Origin of the sequence: Pseudomonas sp. Fl5BN2 (assembly GCF_009908205.1) — a bacterium.
Lineage (GTDB): Bacteria > Pseudomonadota > Gammaproteobacteria > Pseudomonadales > Pseudomonadaceae > Aquipseudomonas.
Window position 1 is genome coordinate 55986 of the sequence record NZ_JAAARL010000007.1, and the last position, 13084, is coordinate 69069.

The following is a 13084-nucleotide window of genomic DNA, read 5'->3' on the forward strand; positions in this document are numbered from 1 at the left end:
GGCGAGGTATTGTTGCCGGCGTTTGCCCGGGCGCAGGGTTCAGGCATCGGACGCTGCCGCGTCACGGGCCTCCTGGCGGATCGGTAGCTCCACGCGAAAGGTGCTGCCGACGCCGAGCTGGCTGCGCACGCTGATCTGCCCCCCGTGTTTCTTGACTATTCCATAGGACAACGACAGCCCCAGGCCAGTGCCCTGGCCCACGGGTTTGGTGGTGAAGAAGGGGTCGAAGATCTTCGCCAGGTGCTGCTCATCGATGCCGCAACCGCTGTCGCTCACTTCCAGCCAGACCCGGTCTGCGTCTGCGCCGTTGCTGAGGGTGATGGTGCCGCGTTCCGGGCCGATGGCCTGGGCGGCGTTGACCACCAGGTTCATGACCACCTGGTTGAGCTGCGAGGGCAGGCACTCGATGTCCGGCAATGTGTGGTAGTCCTTGATCAGGTCGGCCTTGTACTTGAGTTCGTTGGCGACGATGTTCAGGGTCGAGTCGATGCCCTGTTGCAGGTTGGCCATTTGCCACTGCTGGTCGCTGTCGACCCGGGAGAAGTTCTTCAGGTCCTTGACGATCTGTTCGACCCGGCCGATGCCGTCCTTGGACTCTTTGATCAGCAGCGGAATGTCTTCCTGGAGAAAGTCCAGGTCGATGCTTTCCCGCAGGCTTTGCAAGCGCTTGCGCAGCTCCGGGGCGGCAATCGCCTCTTCGGCCTGGCGATAGGCGCTGAGCATCTGGTTGAGCTGTTGCAGGTAGCCGGCCAGGCTGCCGAGGTTGGAGGAGACAAAGCCGATGGGGTTGTTGATTTCGTGGGCGACCCCGGCTGCCAGCTGGCCCAGGGAGGCCAGCTTCTCGGATTGCACCAGCTGGTTTTCCAGTTGTTTGCGTTCGTCGATCTCCTGCTGCAGGGCTGCCCCGGTGTGTTTCAGGTCTTCGGTGCGCTGTTCCACCAACTGCTCCAGGTGATGCATCTGCAACAGCGCGCGGGCAGTCATTTCCCACTTGCTGGTGAGGGTGCTGGCCATCTGCTGGACTTCGATGTTGTCGAAGGGTTTTTTCAGGATCAGCAGCCGGTTGTGGCCCTGCAGGCGTTCCAGCAGATCCTCCCAGGAGTAGTCGGAATAGGCGGTGCAAACCACTACCTGCAGACGCGGGTCCGCTTGCCATAGCCGCTCGATGGTCTGGGCCCCGTCCCAGCCCAGGGGCATGCGCATGTCGACGAAGGCCAGGGCATAGGGTCGCTGCTGTTCCAGGGCCTGGCAGACCAGGCCCAAGCCTTCCTCGCCACCGTAGGCCGAGTCCAGTTCGAAGGCCGGCTGCTGGGGCTTGGTCGAGGCGCCGAACAGCTGCGCCTCGAGGTCGTCCAGGGTGCTGTCATCCTGGGGCGGCGGGGTGAGGATTTTGCGGAAGTCCTCGTGAATCGACGGGGTGTCGTCGATCAACAGAATGCGGCGGTTGCTCAGCTCTTCCATCATTGGCCCTCGGCGCTGATCAGCGGAATGTCCAGGGTAAAGGTGGCGCCCAGGCCCGGTCCGTCACTGTGCACGCTCAGCTGTCCGTCCATTTCCATGGCGGCCAGGGCGCAACTGTGCAGGCCGAAGCCGTGCCCGTCCTTGCGGGTGGTGAAACCGTGGGCAAAGATTCGCGTCAGGTTTTCTGCGGCAATGCCTTCGCCTTCGTCCTTGACGCTGATGCGTAGGGTCTCGCCGTCCACTACCCGGGCGCTCAGGGTCAGGGTCCGTGGGTGATCATCGAGCCCGGACATGGCGTATTTGGCGTTGCTGATCAGGTTGATCAGGATCAGCAGCATGCGGTGCTTGTCGCCCATGACTGCAGGCACTGCGGCGTAGTCCCGGACCACGGTGACTTGATGCCGGGTCAGGGCCCCGGAATTCATCCGCAGGGCATCGTCGATCAACTCGGCGACCTTCAGCGGTTCGACCAGGCGCGACGCCCCGGCATAGGACTGCTGGGTGGCGACGATCTCCTTGATGTGGTCGACGCTGCGGCTCAGTTGGGCCAGCTCTTCGCTCATGCCTTGCTGCTCGCTGGCGATGGCCTGCACCAGCTGGTTGAAGTAACCGGGAAGCAGCTTGCCCTTTTCGTCCTCGCTGAAGAAACGCCCCAGGTCGCTGCCGTGCTGGTTGACCAGTTGCATCGCCTTGCCCAGGCCCAGGGCTTTGCTGGTACGCAGTGTGCGGCTCAGCAGCTCGCTGGAAATGTTGACGCTGTTGAGCACGTTGCCAACGTTGTGCAGCACGTTGGTGGCGATTTCCGCCATCCCGGCCTGACGCGCCGCGTCCAGCAGTTCGCTCTGCACCTCCTTGAGTTCCCGGGTGCGCTCCTCGACCCGCTGCTCCAGGTGTTCATTGGCGCTTTGCAGGGCGGTGTTGACTCGCTGGATGACCGCATAACTGCGCACCAGCCTGACCACCAGGTAGAGGATCAGCAGCACCAGCAACACCGAGAACAGCAGCAGGTACTGGTGCGCCTTCTGGTCTTGCAGGTCGGTCTGGAGCTGGTCCTGGTTGAGCAACTGGGTGATGGCGTCCAGGCGCCCGGCGATCGGGATCGAGGTGATCCGCTCCAGCAGGTCATTGACCACCGGCTGTTCGCGCAGAATCACCGAGACATGGTTGCTGAGAATCTCCACCGGCTGGTGCAGCGGTTCGGGCAGACGCTCCTTGTTGATCGCGAGCTTGTTCAGCCCCAGCAGGATGTCCGCGGCCTTGTCGTCGGTGGAAACCTGGGCGAACTCCAGGCTGCTGAGCAGCAGGTCGTAGGTATCGATGGCGATGTTCTGCTGCGCCAGTCGCTGTTCATCGTCGAGGCTGGCCAACCGCAGTTGGATGTCGTCTTCGGCGGTGGGCAGGAACGCCAGGGAGTTGCGCAGTATGGAGTTGTGGGACTTGAAGCGCTCCACCAGCCCGGCCTTTTCCTGCAGCGCCTCGAGGAATGCCTGATGGCTCGCCTGCCAGGCCGCCGGATCGCTGTGGTCCTGTTTCGAGGCCCGATCGAAGCGGCTCCAGAGCTCATTGATCTGCTGCACCGGGATCACCAGCGGATCGTAGTTGTGGGTGATGGCGATACGTGCCTTGAGCACCTCGGTTTCCCATTGGGCGTTGAGTTGCTTGATGTGGCCGATCAGGTCCCGTGACAGGGCGTAGTTCGAGGTCTGGCCGATCATCGTCTTCAAATACACAAACGCCAGCGCCATCACCAGGCCCAGGGTCAGCAGCGTTGCGGGCAAGCGGCGCGGCAGCTTCATAGGGGCGGGTCCTGCTGTTCGCCCGTAAGGGTCTTGAGAAACTTGACGATCAGGCTGGTATCCAGGGGGTTGGGCAGACGTCCCAGTTGATACTTGAACATCACCTCCACTGCCTGCTCCAGGGTCTGCGCCGAGCCGTCGTGGAAGTACGGGGCGGTGAGCGCAACGTTGCGCAGGCTGGGGACCTTGAAGACATTGCGGTCCTGCTCGTCGCCAGTGATCAGGAAACGCCCGAGGTCGGCCTCGGTGGGGTTGCCCCGGGCCGTGAAGTAATCGCCCATCACTCCGAACTTCTGGAACATGTTGCCGCCGATGTTGACCCCCTGGTGGCAGGCGATGCAGCCGTAGTCCTTGAACCGCTGGTAGCCGTGTTTTTCATCCAGGCTGAGGACCTCGGTGTTGCCTTGCAGGTATTGGTCGAACCGCGAATTGCTGCTCAGCAGGGTCTTTTCGTAGGAGGCCAGGGCGTTCTGCACATTGGCTGTAGTGACGCCATCCGGGTACAGCTCGCCGAAGGACTGGCGGTAGGTGGTGTCGTCACTCAGGGTGCGGAGCAGGTTGGGCCAGTTGTTGCCCATCTCGATGGGGCTCTGCACCACGCTATCGATCTGCGCCTCAAGCGTTTCGGCGCGGCCGTCCCAGAACTGGCGAAAGTTCAGCGCGGCGTTGAACACACTGGGCGCATTGACCCGGGTCGGCTGCCCGAGGAACCCCGGCGAAGTTGCGCGGCCATCGGCGCCGCCCTTGTCCAGTTGATGACAACTGGCGCAGGACAGGCTGCTGTTCAACGACAAGCGCGGCTCATTGAACAGCCGCCGGCCCAGCTCGACCTTTTTGGGATCGAGGGTGGGCGGCGCGGGCAAGGGCTTGAGCGGTTCATCCAGTGCCTCACCGTGGGCGTGCAGGCCAGTACCCAGCAAGGTACTGAGCAGCAGGCAGTTCAGTGCGCGCAGCAGGTGCTTGCGATACTCACGGGTGGCGCTCATGGCCGTGCACCGGACGGGGAGGCGGTCTGTGCACTGAGCAGCCGGGCGAATTCCTCGGCGGGCAGGGCCTTGCTGAAGTAGTAACCCTGGCCTTCCTCACAGCCCTGATGCTGCAGGAATGTCAGTTGTTCCGGGGTTTCCACCCCTTCGGCGATGATACTCAGGTGCAGGCTGCGACCGAGGTTGATGATGGCGCTGACCAGCGCCGCGTCCTTGTGGTCATGGCTCACTCCCTGGACAAAGGACTGGTCGATCTTCAGTACGTCCACGGGAAACTTGCGCAGATAGCTCAGGCTCGAATAGCCGGTGCCAAAATCGTCGATGGCCAGGCGTACTCCCAGGGTCTTGATGGCCTGCAAGATGGCGAGGGTGGCTTCGACGTTCTGCATCAGCACGCCTTCGGTGATTTCCAGCTCCAGTAAGGCGGGGTCCAGGGCGCTGTCACGGAGCGTTGCCTGCAGTTGCTGGAGCAATTGTGGCTGTCTGAAGTCGCTGGCCGAGAGATTCACCGACAGGCGAATGGGTGTCAGGCCGGCGTCCTGCCAGGCCCGGGACTGGCGAGTGGCCTCACCCAGCACCCACTGGCTGATGGCGGTGATCAGGCCGCTGTCTTCGGCCACGGGAATGAACTGCGCGGGGCTGATCCAGCCCTGCTGCGGGTTGTGCCAGCGAATCAACGCCTCGGCGCCCACCACCTGGCCCGAGGCCAGGTGGATTTTCGGCTGGTAGTGCAGGCAAAACTCCTGGCGTTCCAGGGCCTGGCGAATGCCCGATTCCAGGTGTTGCTGTTCCCGGGCCTGGTGGCTCATGTCTTCGGTGAAGAAACCGTAGCTGCCCGGTGCCTGGTCCTTGCTGTTGCGCATGGCCATCTCGGCCTTCTTGATCAGCGACAGGGCATCCTGGCCATCCTCGGGGTACAGACTGATGCCCAGGCTGGCGGTGACCCGCAGGTCGTGCCCGGCGATGTCATGGGGCTGGCCCAGCTTCACCAGGAGTTTTTGCGCGACGACCCGTATCTGGGGCGGTGGGTGCAGGTCATGCACCAGCACCACGAACTCGTCGGAGCCGTAGCGGAACACCGAGTCGGATTCACGCATGCTGTGCTGCAGGCGCTGGGCAATTGCCTTGAGCAGCTCATCGCCCGCCGGGTAACCCAGGGCATTGTTGATCCGCTTGAAGCGGTCCAGGCCGATGAACATCACCGCCACTTGCTTGTCATGGCGTCGGGCCTGGGCCATGGCCTGGTCCAGGCGGTCGCCCAGCAGGGTGCTCGACGGCAGCCCGGTCAACAGGTCGTAGTGCAACAGGTGGGAGACCTTGAGCAGCTCAGCGACTCGATCCTCGATGGTCTGCTGCAGCTCGTTGAGCTTCTGCCGGGCGTCCTGGGCCATCTGCCATTTCCAGGTCAGGGCGTTGGCCATCTGGCGGATTTCCAGGCTGTCGAAAGGCTTTTTCAGGATCAGCAACTGGTCGCCAAACACCAGGCGCTCGGCCATGTCCTCCCAGGAATAGTCGGAGTAGGCGGTGCACAGGGCGATCTGCAGGTCCGGGTCGGCCTGCCACAGGCGTTCGATGGTTTCCAGGCCGTCCCAGCCGGGAGGCATGCGCAGGTCGATGAATGCCATGGCGTAGGGCAGGCCCTGGGCCAGGGCCGATTCGACCTTGGCCAGGGCTTCGCGGCCCTGAAACGCCGAGTCCAGGCTAAAGGTTTGGGCGGCCTGGGTCGGGGCACTGCCGAACAGCTGCTGTTCGGCGAGACCCAGGGCCAAGTCCTGGCGGGGCGCGAGAATCTTCTGGAAGTCGTCATGGATCGAGGGGCTGTCGTCGACGATCAGCACCCGTCGGTTGACCCGCTCAGACAGCGAGCCAGAGGCCTCTTGCGATCTTTTCTGTGCGTCGCAGCCAGCGTCCATAGACCTTCCCTAGTGCTCTGAGCTTGCGTTCAACGCTGTCAGCATAGTCATTGCTAGAGCTCCCCAGAGGCGTTTTTTTTCAGTGCAGGTGGCCGGGTGAAAATAAAAAATCCATCTAGGATTGTCTGGGAAATCCCGCAGTTGCCGAGCGGCCTGTGAGATCCGTCGAGGAAACGCTGTGTCGCCCAGGGAGAAGCTGCATGGAAGATTCGCCACTGCCCGAGTCCGGCCCACGCGCCAGCCTGTTGCTGGTGGATGACGAAGAGTCGATTCTCAGCAGCCTGAAGCGCCTGTTGCGCAGCCAGCCCTATGAGGTGCTGCTGGCCAATAGCGGCGCCAGGGCCCTGGAGATTCTCGCCGAGCGTCCCGTGGACCTGGTCATGAGTGATGCACGCATGCCCAGCATGGATGGCGCCACCTTGCTCGCCCGCGTGCGTGAGGGCTACCCGACCACCCGGCGGATTCTGCTCACCGGGTATGCCGACCTGGAGACCATCGTCAAGGCGGTCAACGAAGGGCAGATCCACCAGTACCTGAGCAAGCCCTGGAATGACGAGGAGCTGCTGCTGATCCTGCGCCAGGTGCTGGAGCACCAGCAGGCGGAGCGTGAGCTCAAGCGCTTGCAGCAGCTGGTCCTGGAGCAGAATCGCCAGCTCAAGGCGAGCAATGTCGGCCTGGAGCAGCGCGTGACCTCGCGCACCGCAGAGTTGCAGCAGACCGCAGATATGCTGGACCTGGCCTACGACGAGCTCAAACACAGTTATGTAACGGCCACCGAGGTGTTTTCACTGCTGGCCAACCTGCGGCTGCCGACGGACAAACAGACCAACCGCAAGGTCATCGACCTGGTGCGTGTCTGTTGCATCAGCCATGGCCTGGACGAAGCCTCCAGCCGCGACCTGGCCATGGCCGCGGCGTTGTACAACATCGGCAAGCTGAGCTGGAGCGATGCCATGCTCAACTCCCCGGCGGACTTGTTGCATCACCTGGAGCGTGATCGCTACCGCGCCTATCCGAAGCAGAGCGAGTCGCTGCTGATGTCCCTGGAGCCCATGCAGGACGCCGCGCGCCTGATCCTCCATCACCAGGAACGCTGGGACGGCAGTGGTTTTCCCGACCACCTCAAGGGCGAGGCCATTCCCTGGGGGGCAAGGTTGCTCAAGCTGGCGGTGGACTTCATCGAGCTGCAGTGCGGGTTGATCCTGGAGCGGCGGATGAACAGCGACGAGGCTTTGCTGTTCATTCGCAAATACGCCGGCCGGTTGTATGACCCTGAGCTGGTGGAGGACTTTGTTCGGAGCTGCGCGGCCTATCTCAGCGATGTCAGCGTCGACGACCCGACGGTCAAGGTACTGGGGACCCGGGAACTGCAGGACGGGATGGTCCTGTCGCGCAATCTGAATGCCGACAACGGCATGTTGCTGCTCAATGCCGGCAAGGTACTCAATGAACCCCTGGTGCAGAAACTCATCGCTTTCGAAGCCATGGAGGGCGCCAAGTACAGCATCTTTGTCCGGGTGCCCGAGGTCGGTGGGGCTAGCCCCGGTATTCCCGGTGGTTGATCGCAACGCTTGATCTGTGGCGCGTTGAACGTCATCTTTTGCCTTCTGCCGGGTGGTCGTGGTGACGCGCGGAGATCACAGCGCCCGACCTGGGCCAGGCCGCGGTGGATTTTCCGGGAGCAATGCGATGGATCTGGCAACCCTTTTTCTCTATATCGTCACGGTGAGTGCGGTCATGATCACCCCGGGGCCGTCGATGCTGCTGGCCTTGAACAACGGCGCGAGCCACGGCCTGCGAGTGGCGGGCTGGGGGATTGCCGGGGCGGCGTTGTCCGACCTGCTGCTGATCGGCGCCGTGGGGTGTGGGCTGGGGGCGTTGCTGCAGGCCTCGGAGCCGCTGTTCGTGGTGGTCAAGAGCTGCGGCGCGGTGTATCTGCTGTACCTCGCCTGGTGCCTGTGGCGTGCCCCGACCCAGGCCCTGGCACGCTCGCTCAACGCTGCCTCGGGCAGCTCCGGGCGCTCGGCCTTTCGCCGGGCGTTGCTGGTGGGGTTGTCGAATCCCAAGGGGTTGTTGTTTTTCTCGGCCTTCGTGCCGCAGTTCGTGCGTCCGCAACAGCCTGTGGCAGAGCAGTACCTGATCCTCGCGCTGGTCAGTGCCCTGGTGGACTGCGTAATGATGAGCCTCTACGCCGTCGGTGGGCGGCGCGCCATGGCGACGTTTTCCGCCCGGGTCATGGGCTGGATCAATCGCAGTTGCGCCGGCCTGCTGGCGCTGTTGGCGGTGGGGGTTGGCCTGTATCGGCGTAGCGATAACCCTGCGCTCTAGGCGGTTCGCTGGTATTTTGTCGCCCCCCCGGCACCTGGCCGGTTTTCCGGGGACGCCATGGCGCCCTTGTCATGTTCCTGCAACGCTCCGCTGCCAAGAAGGTGAGGCTATGTTCAATCCGCTCCACCCCGATGGCGGGGCCAGGACGCTTCGATTCCCCAAGGAGAATTCACGATGAAACAGTTTTTTGCCCTGATGGCGGCCCTGGTGCTGACCCTGGGGATGGTGGGCATCAGCGACGCGCGCCAGCCCAAGCAACAGCGCGACTCGGTAGCAGGAACCTTCGACTATTACCTACTGACCCTGTCCTGGTCGCCGACCTTCTGCCTGATGCACCCGGAGAACCAGCAGTGCACGGGCAAGGGCTACGGTTTTGTCCTGCACGGCCTGTGGCCGCAGTACGCCAAGGGCGGCTGGCCGGAGTCGTGCCCGCCACTGACGCCGCTGAGCCGGGAAGAACGCGCCAAGGGCCTGACCCTGTTCCCCACGGAAAAGCTGCTCAACCACGAATGGACCAAGCATGGCACCTGCAGCGGCCTGGGCGGCATGGGCTACCTGGATGCGGCGGACAAGTCCCTGGCCAAGGTACAGATTCCCGAGGCGCTGCAGCCATCGACGCAGGTGCGCTACTTCGAGGCCTCGGCGATTGCCCAGCAGTTTCGCCAGAGCAATCCGGGGATTGCCGAAAATGGCATTGCCATTCTCTGCAGCGGTCCCGAGCTTTCCGAAGTACGGGTGTGCCTGACCAAGGACCTGGACTTTGGTGCCTGCGGCAAAGGTGTGAAGGACCAGTGCCGCGCGGGCCAGATTCGCGTACCGCCGATTCGCTGAGGGCGTCTTCGCCGGCCAATCGACTGCTGCCGCAGGGCAACTGCAGGCGTTGGCTGGCGGCAAACCGGACCACGCCCGATCGCCGCCAGTAGCAGGGTCTACAGGCTGGCGAGCAGGTTCTGCAGGCGCTCGGCGGTTGCTTGGCCGCAATCCTGCATCGGTGCCCGCAACTGCGGCTCGATCAGCCCTTGATGGGCCAGCAGCGCTTTCACCGGTGCCGGATTGGGCTCGGCGAACAGGGCCTGGATCATCGGCACCAGTTGCAGGAAGGTCGCCCTGGCCGCGTGCAGTTGTTGTGCCTGAACCTGTTGCAGCAGTTGCACGAACCGCTCAGGGCGAATATGCGCCGAGGCCGCAATGGCTCCGCAAGCCCCCAGGCACAAGGCGCTGAACAGCTGCAGATCCTCGCCACAGAGTACTTCCACGTCGCCACTGGCCAGCAGCGCCAGGGTGTTCTCCAGGTTGCCGCCGCAATCCTTGACCGCCTTGATCCGTGGATGGCGGACGATGTTGAGCAAGGTGCTTTGCTGCAGGGTGACCCCGGTGCGGTAGGGAATGTCGTAGACGATGATGGGCACGCTGGAGGCATCGGCGACGCTGTGGAAGAAGCTTTCCAGGGCTGCCTGCGAAGGCCGGATGTAGTAGGGCGCAGGCACCAGCAGGGCCGCCACCGGGCGTTTGAGAATCTGCTGCTGCAGGCTCAGCAATGACTTCAGGTGGTTGCCCGCCAGCCCCATGATCACCCGCCCGGCAGGTGCTGTTTCCAGTACCGCATCGAGTACTGCCAGCTGCTCGTCCTTGTCCAGGGCGGCGGCTTCACCGGTGGTACCGCAGACCACCAGCCCGGCCACGCCACTGTCCAGCAGGTGGCTGCTCAGACGCCGCAGGGCGGCAAAGTCGATGGCGCCGTCGGCGAAGGGGGTGACGATGGGGACCCAGATACCTTGAAACGATGACATGCGTGTTCTCCTGATGGTTGACCGTCGGGTCACGTCAGAAGAGTAGAAGGGCAATCAGCAAAGGGAGGGTGTCCGTAGCGCCTGAGGTCCTGTCAGCTCATCTGACGGGACACAGCGCCCCGGTCACATGAGCGACTGTTTCTTCGATTTAGAGCTGCAAGCCACCCACGCCTCGGCCTTGGCAGACAAGCCAAGGGCGCGAAAGTCGAAGTCAAGGGTGTGGGGCATGGTCAAGACAAGCTCTGAAATCAGGCGCTCAGTTTTAAGAGCCAGCGTGATGTTTGTCAATCCTCGAACACCGCGAATTCGGCGCGCATCCTGCCGTTGTGCTTGGCCCGGTACAGCAGCTTGTCGACCTGCTCGACAAACTCCAGGGCCTTGGCGCCCTCAAGGGCCAGGGTGGTGCCGACCCCAAGGCTCAGGGTCAGCCAGCGGGACACCGTCGAATGTTGGTGGTCGATTTGTTGCTGGCGAATCAACTGCAGGCATTTGTTGGCCACCAGCCGGGCCGACAGCGCGTCGGTCTCCGGCAGCAGCCAGACAAACTCTTCGCCGCCAATGCGGGCAATGAAGTCCCGGGGGCGGTTGGCGGCCAGGGACAGGGTCTGGGCCACCAGGCGCAAGGCTTCATCGCCCTGGAGGTGGCCGTAGTGGTCGTTGTACTGCTTGAAATAGTCGATATCGAGAATGATCAGGCTCAGGGGCAGTTGGCTACGCTGGGCGCTGTTCCATTCGCGTTCGAGCATGGTGTCGAACATCCGCCGGTTGGCAATCGCGGTCAGGCCGTCCTGGAATGAATACTCTTCCAGTTGCTTCTGCAGGCGCACCAGGTGCTCTTCGGTCTGCTTGCGCTCACTGATGTCGAACATGAAGCCGACCAGCGCCTCGACCTCGCCGTCCTTGCGCACCACGTGCACCACATCGCGAATCCACACGTAGTCGCCGTCTTTGGTCAGCGCCCGGTAGTCGGCTTCGTGGTCGACCCCGGCCCGGGACTGCGAGACGCAGAACTCCACCACGTACTCGCGATCGTCCGGGTGCATGCGGCTCACCCAGTCGTCGACGCTGGCCCAACTGTCCGGGGTCCAGCCCAGCAGGTGTTCAATCTGCGGACCGATGTAGCTGAAGGTCATGGTCTTCCAGTCGATGCGCCAGGGAATGGCCTTGGTCGATTCGAGCAGGGTCTTGTACACGTCGTGATTGGGTTCAGCAGGGAGGTTGGCAGAATTCAACACAGTCAGAGCCTCGGCGGAAGAAAAACTGCCGCAGCATGGCGGTGACGGCTAATGAGAATCAAGGGGGGCTGGGGGGCAGATGATGGATGGCTTGGCCGCCGCCGGATTTTACGCCTCGGGCCAGCGATATCGGGTTGCGGGAAGGCCCTGGGCGACGATGGACGCCGGACTGACGTCGGCGAGCAGGGCGCGCCAGAACGCGCCTGCAGGCAGGTTGGCGTCGAAGTGGGTCAACTGCCATGGGCCGCTTGTGCTGGCGAGAAGTTGCTGCGCCACCCGCCGGCCGAAGCCCTGGCGGCGAAAGCGCCGGGCAATGAACAGGTAGCCCAGGTTGCAGCGCGTCGGGCTGTCGCATTGCTGATGGTCGACGACGGCAAAACCGGCCAGTTCGCCATCCACCAGGATCAGCCAGGGCCGAGTAGCGGGGTCGCGCCAGTAGTCGTCCAAGGCCTGGATCGGGTACAGCCCCTGGGCTCCGAGCTTCAGCACCAGCCACTGGCTGAGCTCATAGAGATAGAACTGCATGAGGTTGTCCAGGCAGGGCCAGTCGTCGCGAGCCGCCGGGCGCAGTTCGAGGTGCTTCATCCGCGGGCGTCCTGGGCAACACTGGCCAAGGCCAGCGCCGCGGCATGATCGTCGGCGCTCAGGCGGTACAACAGGCTGGGGGGCAGGCCCGGAAAATCATCCAATTGGCCGTCGAGGGTCAGCCCCAGGCGTTCCAGGACGCGTCTTGACGGCAGGTTGTCGGGGCGCACCAGGCCGGTGATCCGTGGTGCATGCAAGTCTTCGAAGGCCAGTCGCAGGGCGGCCTGGGCCATTTCGCCGGCGTAGCCTTGGCCCCAGGCAGCGGGGCTGAAGCGCAGGTACAGGTTCAGCCCCGGCTCATGGCCGAAATAGGCCTGCATGATGCCGCCGAAACCAATGATTTGTTGCGGCCGGGCCAGCAAGGTAATCGCCCAGTAGCCGAAGCCGTGGCGCTGCCAGTGGTCGATCCAGGTGTGCAGCTTGTCGGCGCTGGCAGCGTCGCTGGCCGGGCCATGAGGGTTGAAACGGTTGGTCTGCGGATCGCCATGGATGGCGCAGACTTGTGGCAGGTCGGCCAGGGTCGGTGCGCGCAACAGCAGGCGGGCGGTTTGGGTGCTGGGAGCAGGCATGGGCAAGGCTCTTTGGCAAAGGCGCTGGGGCAGGATGGGGGTGTTTCACCCGCTGCTGGGGTGATGCCGGATTGGCCGCCAGGCGGCCTGCGCGACCCAGAGAAGGTAGGTGATGACGCGGTGCTTTTCCATCGCTGGCGCGCCGGATGAGGCCAGGCGGCAGAAAGAATATTTCTCAATCACTACCGGGTCTGTCTTTGGTTGTCAGGCTAAGTATTGATCCAGGTCATTAAAGTTTGATCTAGAGTCACTGAAGTCCGAAACACCAATGAATATTCGATGCCCGTATTAATTGTCGTATCTAGACTCGATTCGGCTGGACGCTGAGTGCTTGTTTGTCTGGGCTCGCAAGTTCCAGGAAAGTTCTGCAGGTGCGCAGAAGCAGTCTTCGGGTAATCGCAGGATGCGCAAGTTGCTATTT

11 protein-coding genes are annotated in these 13084 nt (G+C 63.1%); 3 read left to right on the top strand and 8 right to left on the bottom strand.

Annotation, left to right across the window (positions count from 1 at the left end):
* Positions 1-39: 39 nt before the first annotated feature.
* From GV819_RS11755 to GV819_RS11770, 4 genes are read right to left on the bottom strand one after another with little or no spacing between them, the layout of a single operon-like run.
* Positions 40-1461, bottom strand: a complete 1422-nt coding sequence (locus GV819_RS11755) for an ATP-binding protein (RefSeq protein WP_161756421.1) — start codon at positions 1459-1461, stop codon at positions 40-42.
* A complete protein-coding gene (locus GV819_RS11760) occupies positions 1461-3257 on the bottom strand; it encodes a DAHL domain-containing protein (protein WP_161756251.1) in 1797 nt (598 codons plus the stop codon). The genes GV819_RS11755 and GV819_RS11760 overlap by 1 nt, the downstream gene beginning before the upstream one ends.
* Positions 3254-4243: a cytochrome-c peroxidase gene (locus tag GV819_RS11765; protein WP_161756252.1), complete on the bottom strand. Its 990-nt coding sequence runs from the start codon at positions 4241-4243 to the stop codon at positions 3254-3256. The genes GV819_RS11760 and GV819_RS11765 overlap by 4 nt, the downstream gene beginning before the upstream one ends.
* Positions 4240-6156, bottom strand: a complete 1917-nt coding sequence (locus GV819_RS11770) for a putative bifunctional diguanylate cyclase/phosphodiesterase (protein ID WP_161756253.1) — start codon at positions 6154-6156, stop codon at positions 4240-4242. The genes GV819_RS11765 and GV819_RS11770 overlap by 4 nt, the downstream gene beginning before the upstream one ends.
* Positions 6157-6356: 200 nt before the next feature.
* Here GV819_RS11770 and GV819_RS11775 point away from each other — a divergent pair, with 200 nt between their 5' ends.
* From GV819_RS11775 to GV819_RS11785, 3 genes are all read left to right on the top strand, one after another.
* Positions 6357-7718, top strand: a complete 1362-nt coding sequence (locus GV819_RS11775) for an HD domain-containing phosphohydrolase (RefSeq protein ID WP_161756254.1) — start codon at positions 6357-6359, stop codon at positions 7716-7718.
* A gap of 127 nt (positions 7719-7845) precedes the next feature.
* The gene (locus GV819_RS11780; protein WP_161756255.1) at positions 7846-8484 is read left to right on the top strand and encodes a LysE family translocator; all 639 of its coding nucleotides are present in this window, start codon (positions 7846-7848) and stop codon (positions 8482-8484) included.
* 174 nt (positions 8485-8658) lie between these two features.
* Positions 8659-9315 carry a ribonuclease T2 family protein gene (locus GV819_RS11785; protein ID WP_161756256.1) on the top strand — a complete coding sequence of 219 codons (657 nt, stop codon included), beginning with the start codon at positions 8659-8661 and terminating at the stop codon, positions 9313-9315.
* Positions 9316-9413: 98 nt separating this feature from the next.
* Here GV819_RS11785 and dapA read toward each other — a convergent pair whose 3' ends face one another.
* The 4 genes from dapA to GV819_RS11805 all read right to left on the bottom strand — a co-directional run bounded on the left by dapA (position 9414) and on the right by GV819_RS11805 (position 12663).
* Positions 9414-10274 (bottom strand): 4-hydroxy-tetrahydrodipicolinate synthase, encoded by an 861-nt coding sequence (dapA, locus tag GV819_RS11790; protein WP_161756257.1) that lies wholly within the window; start codon positions 10272-10274, stop codon positions 9414-9416.
* Positions 10275-10558: 284 nt separating this feature from the next.
* The gene (locus tag GV819_RS11795) at positions 10559-11509 is read right to left on the bottom strand and encodes a sensor domain-containing diguanylate cyclase (RefSeq protein ID WP_368668891.1); all 951 of its coding nucleotides are present in this window, start codon (positions 11507-11509) and stop codon (positions 10559-10561) included.
* A 108-nt stretch (positions 11510-11617) separates the two neighbouring features.
* The gene (locus tag GV819_RS11800; RefSeq protein ID WP_161756258.1) at positions 11618-12094 is read right to left on the bottom strand and encodes a GNAT family N-acetyltransferase; all 477 of its coding nucleotides are present in this window, start codon (positions 12092-12094) and stop codon (positions 11618-11620) included.
* Positions 12091-12663: a GNAT family N-acetyltransferase gene (locus GV819_RS11805; protein ID WP_161756259.1), complete on the bottom strand. Its 573-nt coding sequence runs from the start codon at positions 12661-12663 to the stop codon at positions 12091-12093. Before GV819_RS11805 ends, GV819_RS11800 begins: the two co-directional genes overlap by 4 nt.
* Positions 12664-13084 lie beyond the last annotated feature (421 nt).

Coding starts and splice junctions, on each gene's coding strand:
- GV819_RS11755 (WP_161756421.1), bottom strand. CDS start 1,461: ATGGAAGAGCTGAGCAACCGCCGCATTCTGTTGATCGACGACACCCCG.
- GV819_RS11770 (WP_161756253.1), bottom strand. CDS start 6,156: ATGGACGCTGGCTGCGACGCACAGAAAAGATCGCAAGAGGCCTCTGGC.
- dapA (WP_161756257.1), bottom strand. CDS start 10,274: ATGTCATCGTTTCAAGGTATCTGGGTCCCCATCGTCACCCCCTTCGCC.
- GV819_RS11775 (WP_161756254.1), top strand. CDS start 6,357: ATGGAAGATTCGCCACTGCCCGAGTCCGGCCCACGCGCCAGCCTGTTG.
- GV819_RS11780 (WP_161756255.1), top strand. CDS start 7,846: ATGGATCTGGCAACCCTTTTTCTCTATATCGTCACGGTGAGTGCGGTC.
- GV819_RS11800 (WP_161756258.1), bottom strand. CDS start 12,094: ATGAAGCACCTCGAACTGCGCCCGGCGGCTCGCGACGACTGGCCCTGC.
- GV819_RS11765 (WP_161756252.1), bottom strand. CDS start 4,243: ATGAGCGCCACCCGTGAGTATCGCAAGCACCTGCTGCGCGCACTGAAC.
- GV819_RS11785 (WP_161756256.1), top strand. CDS start 8,659: ATGAAACAGTTTTTTGCCCTGATGGCGGCCCTGGTGCTGACCCTGGGG.
- GV819_RS11760 (WP_161756251.1), bottom strand. CDS start 3,257: ATGAAGCTGCCGCGCCGCTTGCCCGCAACGCTGCTGACCCTGGGCCTG.
- GV819_RS11805 (WP_161756259.1), bottom strand. CDS start 12,663: ATGCCTGCTCCCAGCACCCAAACCGCCCGCCTGCTGTTGCGCGCACCG.